General features: G+C 45.4%; 9 protein-coding genes. 6 read left to right on the forward strand and 3 right to left on the reverse strand.

What is annotated here, in order from left to right; translation table 11 throughout:
• Positions 1-148: 148 nt before the first annotated feature.
• Positions 149-1,585 (reverse strand): DUF2867 domain-containing protein, encoded by a 1,437-nt coding sequence (locus tag ACED53_RS20875; protein WP_069591834.1) that lies wholly within the window; start codon positions 1,583-1,585, stop codon positions 149-151.
• 96 nt (positions 1,586-1,681) lie between these two features.
• Between ACED53_RS20875 and ACED53_RS20880 the strand changes: the two genes are divergently transcribed.
• From ACED53_RS20880 to nhaA, 5 genes are all read left to right on the forward strand, one after another.
• Positions 1,682-3,055 (forward strand): MATE family efflux transporter, encoded by a 1,374-nt coding sequence (locus ACED53_RS20880; RefSeq protein ID WP_017101458.1) that lies wholly within the window; start codon positions 1,682-1,684, stop codon positions 3,053-3,055.
• Between the two features lie 122 nt (positions 3,056-3,177).
• Complete coding sequence (locus ACED53_RS20885; RefSeq protein ID WP_009847080.1) at positions 3,178-3,849, forward strand: ABC transporter ATP-binding protein; 672 nt, start codon at positions 3,178-3,180, stop codon at positions 3,847-3,849.
• Complete coding sequence (locus tag ACED53_RS20890; protein WP_009847079.1) at positions 3,830-6,283, forward strand: ABC transporter permease; 2,454 nt, start codon at positions 3,830-3,832, stop codon at positions 6,281-6,283. Before ACED53_RS20885 ends, ACED53_RS20890 begins: the two co-directional genes overlap by 20 nt.
• Complete coding sequence (locus ACED53_RS20895; RefSeq protein WP_017101459.1) at positions 6,273-7,421, forward strand: lipocalin-like domain-containing protein; 1,149 nt, start codon at positions 6,273-6,275, stop codon at positions 7,419-7,421. Before ACED53_RS20890 ends, ACED53_RS20895 begins: the two co-directional genes overlap by 11 nt.
• 275 nt (positions 7,422-7,696) lie before the next feature.
• The gene (nhaA, locus tag ACED53_RS20900; protein ID WP_029222855.1) at positions 7,697-8,860 is read left to right on the forward strand and encodes a Na+/H+ antiporter NhaA; all 1,164 of its coding nucleotides are present in this window, start codon (positions 7,697-7,699) and stop codon (positions 8,858-8,860) included.
• 237 nt (positions 8,861-9,097) lie between these two features.
• On the opposite strand, the gene ACED53_RS20905 is transcribed toward nhaA, so the two are convergent.
• Together ACED53_RS20905 and ACED53_RS20910 are read right to left on the reverse strand one after the other, a co-directional pair.
• Entirely contained in the window at positions 9,098-9,709 is a 612-nt protein-coding gene (locus ACED53_RS20905) for an OmpA family protein (protein WP_032499350.1), read from the reverse strand.
• A complete protein-coding gene (locus ACED53_RS20910) occupies positions 9,709-11,016 on the reverse strand; it encodes a TolC family outer membrane protein (RefSeq protein WP_012604242.1) in 1,308 nt (435 codons plus the stop codon). The genes ACED53_RS20905 and ACED53_RS20910 overlap by 1 nt, the downstream gene beginning before the upstream one ends.
• 301 nt (positions 11,017-11,317) lie before the next feature.
• Between ACED53_RS20910 and ACED53_RS20915 the strand changes: the two genes are divergently transcribed.
• Positions 11,318-15,127, forward strand: a complete 3,810-nt coding sequence (locus tag ACED53_RS20915; protein ID WP_017101461.1) for a VCBS domain-containing protein — start codon at positions 11,318-11,320, stop codon at positions 15,125-15,127.
• The last annotated feature ends 158 nt before the right edge of the window (positions 15,128-15,285 follow it).

The following is a 15,285-nucleotide window of genomic DNA, read 5'->3' on the forward strand; positions in this document are numbered from 1 at the left end:
CGGAAGGATCCTTCAACCGATCACTTTGGCTTTAACTGATCGGCATTACCGCCTAAATGACGGTCTTTTTCTAGCAAGAAGCTGTGGAGGGAGTCTCATCTATAGCTCTTAATTTCTTCGTATCTCGTTGCCGGATCTCGAATCTGCTTTAATCCTTCATCTGCTCTTTAGTCTGCTTCTCAATCGCCTTCACCATGCCTTTAAAGATAAACAGGTGAGCTGGCATCATCGCGAACCAATACAGTAAGCCTAAAAAGCCTTTTGGATGCCACCAAGCCGAGATGTTCAGTTCACGTGAATCACCGTGGTCAGAGACGGTAATCTCGAGTCGCCCCAACCCCGGGCCTTTCATGCCGAAAAGCAGAGATAAAAACTGGTTTTCTTCACAACGAATGACTTTCCACGAATCGATTTTATCACCGACTTTTAGGGTCGGTCCTTCAGGCATTTGTCTAACCGGCACACCACCGCCAAAGAGAAGATCTAACCATTCGCGTGTGCGCCATAGAGCATTAGCAAAGAAGTAACCTTGCTTCGGACTTCCTATTTGCTGAGCAACGTGCCAGAGGGAATCTAAGGATGCGCTTGAGGTGATACTTGCCCCTGTTTTCTTCGGGTAATAGCCATACCCAGCTTGCCAGCGCTTGAAGGCGGTTTTGTCAAAGCCCCAAACATTACTTTTTACGAAGTTGCCTTCAGAATGAATCGCTTGCTCAACCATGCTGTCGAATGAGATAAGTTTCTGAGGGTACTTTTCTCTAATGATGGTCGAACTGGCAATAAAGTCATGCTTTAAGCCCGCGAGAAGCGCTCTGCCTATGTTGGACGGAACAGAAGTCACCACGCCTAGCCAATAAGACGCAATTTGCGGTGTGAGTAGCGATGTCGCCCACAGCCTGAGTGGACGATCGGCTGTTTTGGCAATGTGAGCAAATTGATTTCGATAAGAGACAATATCTGGCCCGCCAACCTCGAAAGTTTGGCTTTCGCTAGGCGTGTCTTGTGCGAGTTTTAGTAGATAGTGGTTCAGGTTCTGCAAGGCAATAGGGTTGGCTTTAGAGTCGACCCATTTTGGCGCAATCATAATAGGCAAGTTGTACACGAAGTCTCGCATGATCTCGAACGCCGCAGAGCCGGGGCCAATGATCACGCCTGCTTGAAGTTCGGTCACCGGTACTGGTCCTTTACGAAGCAGTTGTCCGGTTTGTTTTCTCGCTTGAAGATGCTCTGAATCACCCGTTTGTGGCTGAAGCGAACTGAGGTAGATGACGTGTTGGTTTTTTGGCCCAAGAGCCGAAACAAAGTTACGAGCCAAGTTGAGTTCGTAATCAATGAAATCATGGCCTTCAGCCATTCCATGTACAAGAAAGAAAATAAGGTCAAAGTCAGGGACGAGCGCTTGTGTCGCAGCTTGATCTGCGAGATCAAGGTATTCAAGTGACAAGTTGTCGTGAGGCTCTGTTCGTGCTTTTAAATAGTCGATATGCCTTGCTGCAGCTGTGACTTGATAGCCTTGCTCAAGCAGGAGAGGGAGGAGCTGCGAACCAACATATCCAGAAGCGCCTAAAACCAGTACTTTCTTCATTGTTACTCCATTTATATCTGTGGTTAAAAACCGAACATTGATATAATAGCGCGATATTTATCTTTATTCATCAATACGTTCCGTTTAGGTATCTCTATGTTGCTCTCTTCAATTATTCATCACACTCGAGGTGATTTTGTTCGTAGGCTTATTGCGATTGCTTTGCCTATTGCTTTGCAGAGCATTATGTTTTCAAGCCGAGGCTTAGTCGATGTGTTGATGTTAGGTCAGCTTGGGGAAGCAGACATTGCGGCAGTGGGGGTTGCGAGCCGTGCAATGTTTGTCACGACCATTATGCTGGTGGGTGTCACCACGGGTGGTGCGTTATTGACTGCGCAATATTGGGGAGCAGGTAACAAGCAAGGCGTCAGAGAAAGTACGGCGTTGACTTGGCTGGTTTCAACACTGTTTGCATTACTAACTATTGTTTTCTTCGTTTCATTTCCCGCACAAATCATGGGTGTGACGACTGACTCCCAAGAAGTGATCAACCTTGGTGTTGAATATATTGTTATCACCTCGTTTAGCATGCTAGCTGTATCGTGCGTTAGCAGTATGGCTGTAGGTTTGAGAGCGATGCACAAACCCGGGCTAAGCACCTTCTTCAGCGGTATCGGTATCCTGTCTAACGTGTTCTTAAACTGGGTGCTGATCTTCGGTAACTTAGGCTTTCCTGCACTTGGAATCAAAGGCGCAGCGATTGCGACAGTGTTGAGTGGTGCAATCGAAGTGGCGACCTTGTTTGGCTATCTTTATTGTTCAAAGCATCTCTTGGCTTTCAAGTTATGCGATATAAAAGCAGCAGCTTCGATTGAAAAAGTGGTTCGCTTCTTAAAGTTATCGCTGCCGACGACGTTTAACTTTTTGGCGTGGGCAGGTGGCTTATTTGCTTACCACGCGATCATGGGGCAATCGGGCGTTCAAGGACTGGCAGCACTGTCAGTGATGACGCCGGTTGAATCTATCTCACTGAGTTTACTGATTGGCCTTTCGAATGCGGCAGCCGTTCTGGTGGGTAATCAACTTGGCGCAAAGAATAATGAAGCGGTTTATTACCAAGCGTTAGGCTTAACGATTTTGTGTTTCTTGACCAGTATCGTGGTCGCGATTTTTCTTTACTTCGTACAAACGCCAATACTGAATGCTTTTAGTGCACTGACGGAAGAAACCAGAGCCCTCTCAGAAAAGTTCATTCTAATTTTAAGCGTGGGTATTGTTATCCGATCGGTACCGCTGACTGTCATTGTTGGTGTGTTGAGAGCGGGCGGTGATGTGAAGTTCTGCCTTTATCAAGACCTGATTGCCCAATGGGTGATCGGTATTCCGCTCGCCGCGATTGCTGCTATCTATCTGAAGTTTCCACCTGAGTGGATATATCTACTTTTCCTCACTGAAGAAGTACTTAAGTGGGGTGGGTCGCTCTATCGCATGAAAACAAGAAAATGGATTAAAAACTTGATAGGAAATTGAAGTAGAGCGCATCAACCCCATCACTTTATCGTTGGTGTGTGATCTATCTTTCAAAATACTTCCTCCTAACAGGGAATTAGTGTAGATTCTCATTCCAAATTCTAACTAATGTGAGCTGTTTAATGTTAAAGCTGTCAGACCTGTGTAAAGGCTATGTCGATGGGGGGGAGTTTCACCCTGTTTTGCAAGGTGCTGAATTAACATTAAACCAAGGTGATCAGCTGGCATTAATGGGAGAAAGTGGCTCTGGTAAGAGTACTTTGCTGAATCTTATCGCGGGTTTAGACCTCGCCGATTCAGGCGAAATCGCTTTCCCTCACTTCGATATGCACGACTCGACCGAGCGTGACCGCACCGCTTATCGTAGAAACAACATCGGTCATATCTTCCAGCAATTCAACTTGCTACCAACGCTTAACATTGCCGACAACATCCGTTTTTGCCGCCAGTTAAAAGGTTTACCTGAAGATAAGGGGCTCTGGAGACAGATTCTTTCTGCTTTAGACCTGATGCCTTTGCTTGGTCGTTACCCTGAAGAAGCGTCTGGTGGCCAGCAACAACGTGCTGCGATTGCTCGTGCCTTGTATATGGAACCGAAAATTTTGTTGGCCGATGAACCAACGGGAAGCCTTGATGAGCGCAATGCGGAAGCGGTGATGCGTTTGCTGACCTCTTTGGCCCGCCAATTAGAATGTACATTATTGCTGGTGACACACAGTGAGAAAGTTGCATTGCATATGGATGGCAGAATTCGCCTACAAGGAGGGCAACTGCATGTTATGGCCCGTAGTTAAAGCGCTACTTGGTCACTATCGACGTTACCCACTTCAGATTATCTTGGTATGGCTTGGTTTAACCCTAGGCGTATCACTTTTGGTTGGTGTTACCGCTATCAACCAACACGCCAAGCAAAGTTATACGCATGGCGAAAAACTCTTTTCGAATCCTCTTCCTTACCGTATTCGACCAAAACATAACGCGAATAAAATCCCGCAAGGTTTTTACATTCAGCTTCGTCGTGAAGGCTTTCAGCAGTGTTCTCCTTTTGACCACCATAGTATCACTGATGAAAATGGTGCAAACTTTATGCTTATTGGCATAGACCCTGTTTCTATGCTTCAGCTTCAGCCTGGTGCTGCCCTAAAAGAACTCACCACGTTAGATCTCATGAAACCACCATATCCGATCCTAGTGAGTGATGATCTTGCTGAACATATGGAATGGAAGGATGGGGACTACATTCCACTGATGGATGGTTCAGAGCTAGGTCCTGTGGTAGTTGACCAAAATAACCTGATTAATGGTACAAGGTTGATTGCGGATATATCTTTGCTCCGAATGCTTAAACGCAGTGCAGGGCTTTCCGTGATTGCGTGTTCAGACATGTCTCCTGAGAAGTTTGAACGTCTTAAAAACATGTTGCCCAATGGTTTGACAATCTCTCGCAGCTCTAAAGCTGAGCTTGAGTCATTGACTAGCGCTTTTCACTTAAATCTAAAAGCGATGGGCATGCTGTCGTTTGTCGTTGGCTTGTTTATTTTCTACCAAGCGATGTCGCTGTCTTTCATTCAGCGACAACCACTCGTCGGAATCTTGAGACAAACAGGTGTGTCTGGTTGGCAACTGACTAAAGCGCTTTGCTTAGAGTTATTGTTATTGGTTTTACTGAGCTGGATCTGCGGCAATGTATTCGGTGTCATGTTGGCAAACCAACTGTTACCTGCCGTTTCTTCGAGTTTAGGTGATCTTTACGATGCGAATGTGGGCTTAACCCTTAGCTGGAGTTGGCGTTGGAGTGGTTATAGCTTATTAATGGCGTTGCTTGGTGCATTCCTAGCGTGTGCATGGCCATTGGTTCGTTTGCTGAGGTCGCAACCGATTCGTTTGTCATCTCGTTTATCTTTGATGCGTTTTGCTGGCACTGAGTTTACTTGGCAAGCATTGATTGGTTGTGGTTTCTTGGTTGCAGCTGTCGCTGTGTATCAAGCCCCACAAACGCAAGAATCTGGTTTTGCGATTATTGCCCTGATGCTCGTCAGTGTGGCTTTGTTTACGCCTTTCTTGATGTGGAAGCTGTTCAACAGTTTGTCTTATTCACTGCGTTGGGTTCGTGCTCGCTGGTTCTTTGCGGATGCCGCTTCAAGCATGAGTTATCGTGGTGTGGCGACAATGGCGTTCATGCTAGCGTTAACAGCGAATATTGGTGTAGAAACCATGGTGGGTAGCTTTAGGGATACCACCGATAAATGGCTAACACAGCGTTTGGCTGCAGACCTTTACATTTACCCAACCAACAACGCCGCTGCACGTATGAGTAATTGGCTGTCAGAACAGCCTGAAGTCGATTCAGTTTGGTGGCGTTGGGAGAAAGATGTCGCTTCCCCTGTCGGAAGTACCCAGGTGGTCAGTACTGGTCCTTCTGAAGGCGAATTAGAAGCGCTGACGATCAAGTTAGGTATTCCGAATTACTGGTACCACCTGCATCATTCGAAAGGTGTGTTGATCAGTGAATCGATGTCTCTCAAGTTAGGGATTCGCCCAGGCGACTATATAGACCTTTATGACAGTCTTGGCTCTGGTTGGCAGGTTGTTGGTGTTTATTACGATTATGGCAACCCTTACCATCAAGTCATGATGTCACATCGAAACTGGCTATCTGGGTTTGCTGGACGCGGAAATGTCGGTCTAGGCGTCATACTCAAAGATGATGTCAATTCCGTAGGACTTCGAAGTCGATTGGAAAGCGTATTCAGGCTTGGATCTGAGCGTATTTTTGATAATAACAATATTCACAGTCAGGCGATGAGAGTGTTTGATAGAACATTCGCGATAGCTGATACATTGGGTAACATCACTTTGGTCATCGCGGTCTTCGGCATCTTTTTCGCGACGGTTGCGGGTGAAGTGTCTCGACAAAGGCATATTTCATTGCAACGTTGCTTAGGGGTCTCGGCAAAAGAGCTGATTTTTACAGGCAGCTTGCAGTTGTTTGTGTTCGGACTTATTTCTTCCTTGATTGCTATCCCGCTCGGATTGGCGTTAGCCAGCTTGATCGTCGATATTGTCATTAAGCAGTCTTTTGGGTGGTCACTCGAATTACAAGTGATTCCTTGGGACTATTTGCAGACATTTGCGTGGGCTATGGCAGCATTAATGTTAGCTGGTGCATTGCCAGTGATGAGAATGATTCGGAACACACCGATGAAATCACTGAGGGATGCGCTTTAATATGCTTCAACGAAATGGCTCAAAAAAACTCAGACACCGATTTGTTTCTGCTCTATTACTGATTGGTTTCTTTGGCACTATTTTAGGTGTCTGGGCTTACTATTCCTATTTTGTCGATGTTGGCGATAAGGGCGAGAATGAGGTTAATTCAGTACTTGTCAGTGAGCACTTCAATGTGTTTGAACCTGTATTGCCAGACCGAGGCGTTTCGTTGCCTCGTGATTTCCAGTTCCACCCAGAATTCCAGCATGAGTGGTGGCATTATTTTGCGTCTCTAAAAGGGGATGATGGGAAAAAGTACTCGGTACAGTGGAGCTTCTTTCGTATAGCAACTGACGAGAGAGAAACTCGGGGGTGGCAAAGCCCACAGGCTTATATTTCAAATGTTGTGATTTCATCTGAATCTAAGGTTTGGAAAGAGCAGCGTTTGGCGCGTGGCGGCATTGGACAGGCGGGTATGACCAGTCATCCATTTAGAATTTGGATTGATAACTGGAACTGGCGTGCTCTGGGTAACACACCGTTTCCAGGTCGCCTTCAAGTACAAACCGATACGTTTGGCCTTGAACTCGACACTATTGCGAAAGGGCCATACGTGCTCAACGGCGATAACGGCTATCAGAAAAAGCACGACTTATTGCCTGTCGCGTCTTATAACTTCAGCGCTCCGTTTTTATCTTTGAGTGGGGTTTTGAATCTCGACGGTGTAACGAAAGAAGTCGAAGGTACTGCGTGGGTGCATAAAGAGTGGGGCAGTGGTTTACTCGGAGTCGGTCAGCAAGGCTGGGATTGGTTCGTGTTTAATCTCGATGACGGTACTGCACTGAGCATTAACCGCTATCGCCACAATCAACAATTGCCTTATGTTTTTGGAACATTAGCAACTCGTTCTGGCAAAGTGTATCAGCTAACGGACTCCGACATTTCTATCAAGCCATTACAGAATACGACGCTAATGAATGGCAGAAGAATGCCGCTCCAATGGATTATTAACGTGCCACAACACGATATCAATCTCACTACGCGTATCAAACGTAGGGATATGTGGCTGCCTTTTGTCATACCCTATTGGGAAGGGCCAATTATGGCGAGCGGAAGCCATGAAGCAACAGGCTTTATGCAGTTAACTGGCTACTAAAAAACACCTAAGGCTATCATTTGATAGCCTTTTTTTATGTTTGATATTCCGACAACCCTCGAATTATTTGTGCATACAGCCTTGGTGAACTCATCTATACTTAATTCATGGTGCATAACAACATTATGGAATATACGACGTATTGTTTAGTATTTGTAGGAAAAACCGAAGTTAAACATCCGAAGAAGTGATTATCTATCGATAGAGCTTGGATATAAACTCGTGGTTATTCTTTGTTATTCGTTTATTTAAATAATAAATATAAGGGCGAAATCATGACCGACGTCATCCGTGACTTCTTTAAATTGGAATCTGCTGGCGGCATCATACTAGTCATCGCTGCGGCGATCGCAATGTTTGTAGCAAACTCACCATTGAACGAAATGTACCAAGGGGTACTGCACAGCTATGTTCTTGGTATGTCTGTATCACACTGGATTAACGATGGCTTAATGGCTGTCTTCTTCCTTCTAATTGGCTTAGAAGTTAAGCGCGAACTGTTAGAAGGCGCATTAAAGTCTAAAGAGACAGCAATCTTCCCAGCTATCGCAGCGGTGGGTGGTATGCTAGCTCCTGCACTTATTTACGTGCTATTCAATTCAAGTAACCCTGAAGCGCTTCAAGGTTGGGCTATCCCAGCGGCAACTGATATCGCTTTCGCATTGGGCATCATGGCTCTTCTTGGTAACCGTGTACCGGTAAGCTTGAAGGTATTCCTACTAGCGTTGGCAATTATCGATGATCTAGGGGTTGTTGTTATCATTGCACTGTTCTACTCAGGTGATCTATCGACGCTTGCACTAACGGTTGGCTTCATTGCAACTGGTGTGCTGTTCATGCTAAACAACAAGCATGTAACTAAGCTGAGTGTTTACCTTATTGTTGGTGCAATTCTGTGGTTCGCAGTATTGAAGTCAGGTGTTCACGCAACATTGGCTGGTGTAGTCATTGGTTTTGCTATCCCACTGAAAGGCAATAAAGGAGAGCGTTCTCCGCTGAAACATCTAGAACATGCTCTGCACCCATACGTCGCTTTTGCAATTTTGCCAATCTTCGCATTTGCAAACGCAGGTATCTCACTAGAAGGCATCTCAATTTCAAACCTTACAGGCATGCTACCTCTTGGTATTGCTATGGGTCTATTGGTTGGTAAGCCTCTGGGTATCTTCCTATTCAGCTGGGGTGCTGTGAAAACGGGCATCGCTAAGCTTCCTGAAGGTGTGAACTTCATGAACATCTTCGCGGTATCTGTGTTGTGTGGTATTGGCTTTACGATGTCTATCTTTATTTCATCGCTAGCATTTGGTCCAACGAACGCAGATTTTGATACGCTTGCTCGATTAGGTATCCTGATGGGCTCAACGACCGCAGCTATCTTAGGTTACTTCCTGCTAAGTATTTCTCTACCGAAAACTAAGCATCAAGAAGTAAAGCTATAATTGGTAGGTAAAAGCATAATCGGTAGTAGGTTCGCTTAAGAGGGAGCCTACTCACTGAGTAACAAGTCAATTTCTGAGTAGCAAGAAGAGTCACAGAATCACCTTTACGATTCATGTGACGACAAAGAACAAAAAGCCGTGATGGGTAACCCTATCACGGCTTTATTGATCTTGAAGCTAAGCTGTATTTGTAAGCGAATTTACCTTACATCTTGCGCTTTCAGTGATGATGTCACGTTACTTTTCTAGTGTGGTAAAAATGGTCCACTCTTCAACGATCTGCTCACTTAACCCAACTACGGTCGCGGTTACCTTACGATTCAGTGCGTGTGAAGTAGGATCGTCACCATCGTTTTCTAAGCGTTCTTCACCATAGCCAACAATTCTCACGCGCTCTGGTTCTATACCATTCGAAAGTAACTCATCTTGTACATTGTTTGCTCGTTTCTTTGACAAGTCTAAGTTGTATTCGTTGGAGCCCACTTTACTGGCGTAACCTTGGATTTCAATTGAAGCGCTTTTGTAGTTTTCAAGAAACTCTGCCATGGTGCTAATTTGGCTAGAAAATATTGGGTTTACTTCAAATGAGTCATGAGCAAAGAGTATTTTCAGCTGTCGTACTTCTTCTGCTCGAATTGTTTCACCACAGCCATCATTGTCGACTTGTGATGTTTCTGGTGTACCAGGGCAGGTATCTCGCGCGTTTACTACACCATCTTTATCATCGTCTTGTAGATCGGCAATTTGTTCAGCTTCGGGCGTCTCGATGTAGGTTTCTCGTTGCTGATTGGAGCAGGCAAATAAAGTCATCGTTAATACGGGAAGTAATAAGTAAGTTATTTTCATCATTAATACTCCACGGCCGTTGTCCACTCTTCCGGTATATCAACCAGCAGAGCATTCAATAAAGAACCTGTAGCGTTCATCACTCGGTATTTAGCGTACTGCTCCGAGTAATGGGCATCCAGATAATCTTTGCGGGCTTCAAACAGTTCGTTCTCAGTATTGAGCAGGTCAAGCAGAGTACGTTTACCTATTCGGTATTGTTTTTCATAGGCGATAACGGTTTCTGAAGCTGAATCAACATGGTCGGATAAAAAGTTTTTCTGTTGCAGTGTGAGATCTAAGGCGCTCCATGAGAGACGAAGTCCTTCTTCGACTTGGCGATAAGCACGATCTCTAAGATCTTTCGCCTTATTGAGTTGGTAAGCAGAAGCTTCTGAATTGGCGCTGTCTGCACCACCGTTATATAAGTTATACCGCATTCTCAACATTGCGAGCGTCTCTTGACTTGAACCTTCATCGCCTCCTGCATCATCACGCCATGACTGAGACGCTTCGATAGAGAATGTAGGATAGTTTACGCCTTTGGACTGTTTATATTGAAAATGTGCTGCGTCGACATCTGCCGCCGCTATTTTAATTACAGGGTGTTTATCTAAAGCGTCAACTAGGGCATCTGACAATGACAGTGGAATCCAAGATATGTCGGCCCTTGGGTAAATCAGACCTAGCGGTTCTTGTCCTACAACTCTTCTAAATTGGGTATGTGTGTCGATCAAATTATTCTGGGCGGCTAATAAGTTACCATGAGCTTTTGCAATCCTAGCTTCTACTTGCGAAACGTCTGCGGTAGAACCTATGCCTGAACTCGCTCGTTTTTTTATGTCTTTATAGATTTTCTTGTGTATCGCAAGGTTACTTTCTGACAGCGCCAGTACCTCAGTCGCTTTTACTGCGTCGAGATATATTTGTGTTACCTCCAGTGCTTTGTCTTCGGCATCGGCTATCAATTGCAAACGAACTGATTCGGCTTCTGCAGCAGTACGGTCAATATCGTTCAGAGTCGAAGAACCATCCCACAGCAGTTGAGTGAGGGAAATCGTTGCTTCCTTTCTTGTTAGATCCGTGTCTGGACCGTTATTTGGTGCAGGGTTTATACCTTCATAACCAATACCGGCATCAAGGTCGATACTCGGCCTGTATGCCCCACCAGAGGCGTCATTACGCTTTTTCACGCTCACATATTCGTTAAAGATGCTTTTTATCTCTGGATTCGTTGCCAGGGTAATAGCCACAGACTGTTCCAGAGTTTGAGCGGCGAGTGGTGCTGCAGCAACTAAGCAACACATTATGGATAATTTAAACAATTTCAAAGTAGCTCTCCTTCTACTTTCAATGCCTCATCCGTTTCCCAACCTACGTTTACCGTTGAATTGAGTGAATGGTATTAAACGAAGCTTAGGACATTTGCAAAAAAATGCGAAGTTTGTTGGTTTTTTTTTGAATGTAAGTCGCTATTGCCATTGACTAATTTAAAAAGCATCGCATTTCCATGTCTTTAGTGAGTTGATTATCAATAATGCCACTACTAAATTTATTGTAGGAAATAGCCACAGCGCAGAGTGGGATTGGATCCGCGTTTGGTGTGTTCTGGGCAGAAGTGGGAATATGGATATGGGAAATATCAACCTAAGTATACTAGGTCTTGCGAACGGCGTTATAGTGCTCGACGCTCAAGGCCAAGTTAGACGTTTGCCTCCGGGCGAGCAACCAGCTGCTAGCGACGTCATTGTCACTGTCGAAACAACTGAAGAGAGCGTGCCAAACGTTTCTGCACGGTTTGTCGATGACCAAGGTCAGCAAAACGTGATAGACACTGATGATGCGATCGCTCAAGTTCAACGTGCTATTGAAGAAGGGTTTGATCCAACAGAATTGGGTGAAGAGTTTGATGCCGCAGCAGGTGAGCAAGGCTCAAGTCTAACCAACAGCGGTAGGATTGAACGTACAGGGGCTGAAACTCTGGCTTCAACAAACTTTGAAACTGACGGACTTGAATCTCAAGGGCTGTCCGAAACTCAAAGTATTGCTCTTTTCGATATCATTGCTCTTGCGCTTGTTTCAGGTGAAACCAACGTTATTGAGTTTGAACAGGATGAGCCTATTGAAACCGGGGGCGCTTTAACCATTGACGATCCGGACGTTACCTTTATCGCCAAAGATGCGGAAGGCGAAAATGGGTTCGGGTCTTTTGTCGTTAATGAGGATGGCTCGTGGACATTCGTGGCTAACAGTCCATTTGATGAACTTGCTGATGGCGAGCAAATTCAAGATACGACGACAGTGCAAACCTCCGACGGTGGCGAACAAGTCATCACCGTCACCATCATTGGTACTGATGATGCGGCAGTCGCTACCGATGACTCGGGCAGTGTGACTGAGGACATTGATGTAGATGAGATCACCAATCAATTAGTGACGTCTGGTCAGATCGTAATTACAGATGTAGACAGCGACACTCCTACCTATTCAGCTGACGGTGAGTTTAACCTCGTAGGTTCAACAAACGAATCACAGCTAGGCGTATTGAGCATCGACCCTGATGGTGCTTGGACTTACGTAGTTAACAACGACGATGTTCAGTACTTGGATGACGATGAATTCGTTACTGAGGTTTATACCGTGACAGCCAGTGACGGTACCACTAGCGAAGTGACTATCACTATTAACGGTGCCGATGATCCATCTGACATAACCGTTGGTGAAGGTGATTCAGACACAGGAGAAGTGACTGAGGATGTGGATGTTGATCAAGAGAGCAACAACTTAGCGACGTCAGGGACGCTAACCATCACCGATGTCGACGATAACGACGTCGCTGCTTTCGAACCAAACGGTGTGTTTAACCCAGAAGGTTCGACCAATGATACCGCTCTGGGTTTTTTGACCATTACCGATGGTAGTGAATGGACTTACGTCGTCAACAACGATGATGTGCAATACCTTGACGACGATGAGTTTGTCACCGAGGTTTACACGGTTACTGCAATAGACGGAACCACGAGCGAAGTGACCATTACTATTAACGGTGCCGATGATCCGTCCGAGATTACCGTAGGAGAAGGTGACTCAGACATGGGTGAGGTGACGGAAGATGTCGATGTTGACCCGGAGAGTAACGACTTGATGGCGACGGGAACACTGACGATTACCGATGTTGATGCTAATGATGTGGCGGCTTTTCAACCTAACGGAACGTTTAATCCTGAAGGTTCGACCAATGATACTGCGTTGGGTATGTTGACCATTACCGACGATGGCGAATGGACTTACGTCGTAGACAACGACGATGTGCAATATCTCGATGACGATGAATTTGTCACCGAGGTTTACACGGTGACTGCGATTGACGGAACCACAAGTGAAGTAACTATCACCATCAATGGTGCTGATGATCCATCCGAAATTACTGTCGGAGAAGGTGACTCAGACATGGGTGAGGTGACGGAAGATGTCGATGTTGACCCGGAGAGTAACGACTTGATGGCGACGGGAACACTGACGATTACCGATGTTGATGCTAACGATGTCGCGGCTTTTCAACCTAACGGAACGTTTAATCCTGAAGGTTCGACCAATGATATTGCGTTGGGTATGTTGACCATTACCGACGATGGCGAATGGACTTACGTCGTCGACAACGATGATGTGCAGTATCTCGATGATGATGAGTTTGTCAACGAGGTTTACACGGTTACTGCGATTGACGGAACCACAAGTGAAGTGACCATCACCATCAACGGTGCCGATGACCCATCTGAGATTACGGTTGGGGAAGGTGACTCTGACGTGGGAGAAGTGACAGAGGACGTCGATGTCAATGAAGATACCAACGAACTCTCGGTGTCTGGTACTTTAACGGTTACTGACGTCGACACCAGTGACATGCCTGCATTTAAACCTAATGGCGTGTTTACCCCTGTTGGATCTACTTATGCACTTGCACTAGGAATGTTAACGATTACTCCTGAAGGGGCATGGAGTTATGTCGTTGATAACGATGCGGTTCAATACTTGAACGATGACGACACGGTTATTGAGCGATATGTCGTCACCGCCATCGATGGTGTAGAGCATGTTATCGAGATAACAATCAATGGTGTCAATGACGCACCTGAAGCGACCAGCTTTACGGTCGTTAATGATGAGGACGCGATTATACCTATTCTCTTCGATTCTGAAGATGGCGGCATGCCAGATTACATCTCAGATATAGAAGATGATCATGACGACATTCCACTTAATATTCGGATAGAAAGTTTGCCAACCAACGGCAGCCTTTTGTATACCGATGAAAATGGTGTCACGAGAGAAATTGTGCAGTCTGACGTCGACAACGGTGTGTTGTTTGTCCCAAACAATATCAGCTTCGTTGCCGGGCCTGGAGAAATGTTTGAAATGGGCTTCAGTGGTGACCCTGACGATATGCCAGAGCTCGTTGATGGTTTCTATAATTGGGGCGTCGCGGTGTCGCCAACCGAGAGACTTATTACCCTAGATAACGGCAATACGATTACGGTTACGATTGAAGACAACAATAATAAGCCTTTGAAACAGTATCAAGGTGAACAGTCTCATGTCGGTTTTGGTATTGGTGATACCGATGGTAGAGGTATGAACAAACAGGAGACCTTAGTCCTCGATTTTACAAATAATCCATTAGGGGTTGTTGATTTTGGTCTAGATGGTTTGGGTGGTTCATTTAACACCAATAGTAATGTTTATGTTGAAGTACTCTATACCTTTGCTGATGGTACAACGCATACAGAGCAGTATCAGAAAGACCCCGGAGACACCGGAAACAGCCAAATACTTTATGATTTCAGTTATTCATCACCAGATAATCCGATCGTTGGAATGGAGTTGTCATCGACAGGGGGCAGTTGGGAGTTACGCTATGTCCAAGGTAACGAGGCGGTAACTGAAGACCCGCAGTTTGATTATGTCGCGGTCGACTCTAATGGCGCAGAAAGCACGGTAGAGACGGTCACCATAGATATCGAAGAACCGCAGCAATATAACGTTATTAGTGCAGCGAGTAATGAACCTTTGTATGCCGAGTCAGGCAACGATCTGCTGATTGGAGATAGCGGAGACAACATCTTCACTTGGCTAGACTCTACGCTCGACAATGGGACCGATATCATTAAAGACTTTGAGCTTTATACGGAGGGCGCCGGTGATCTGATTGACCTCAATGATCTACTTGAAGACCCACAAGATGAAACTCAAATGGCCGAGCTGCTTGGCATGATTGAAGTGTCTGTTGATGTAGACGATATCGCACTATCGATTCCAATCAATGGCGGCAGTGATACTCAAACCATAGTGGTTGAAGGTATTGCAACGGAAATGGGAGCTTCGGTTGATCTCGGCAATGATCTTTCGGTGCTAGCCGAGTTAATCAAAAATGATGCTGCCTAGTAGGATCGTGAAATGCTTTGAACTTTAATGTAATGAAAGCCTCCGGTTTCGAGGGCTTTTTTGTGTCTACTATTAACCTAAAAAAAACACCGTGATCTTAGATAAAAAAAAGGTTCATCGCGGATTAGCGGGAACTCAAAACAAAAACGGTAGTAAGT

Origin of the sequence: Vibrio sp. 1F169 (assembly GCF_041439605.1) — a bacterium.
GTDB lineage: Bacteria > Pseudomonadota > Gammaproteobacteria > Enterobacterales > Vibrionaceae > Vibrio > Vibrio tasmaniensis_A.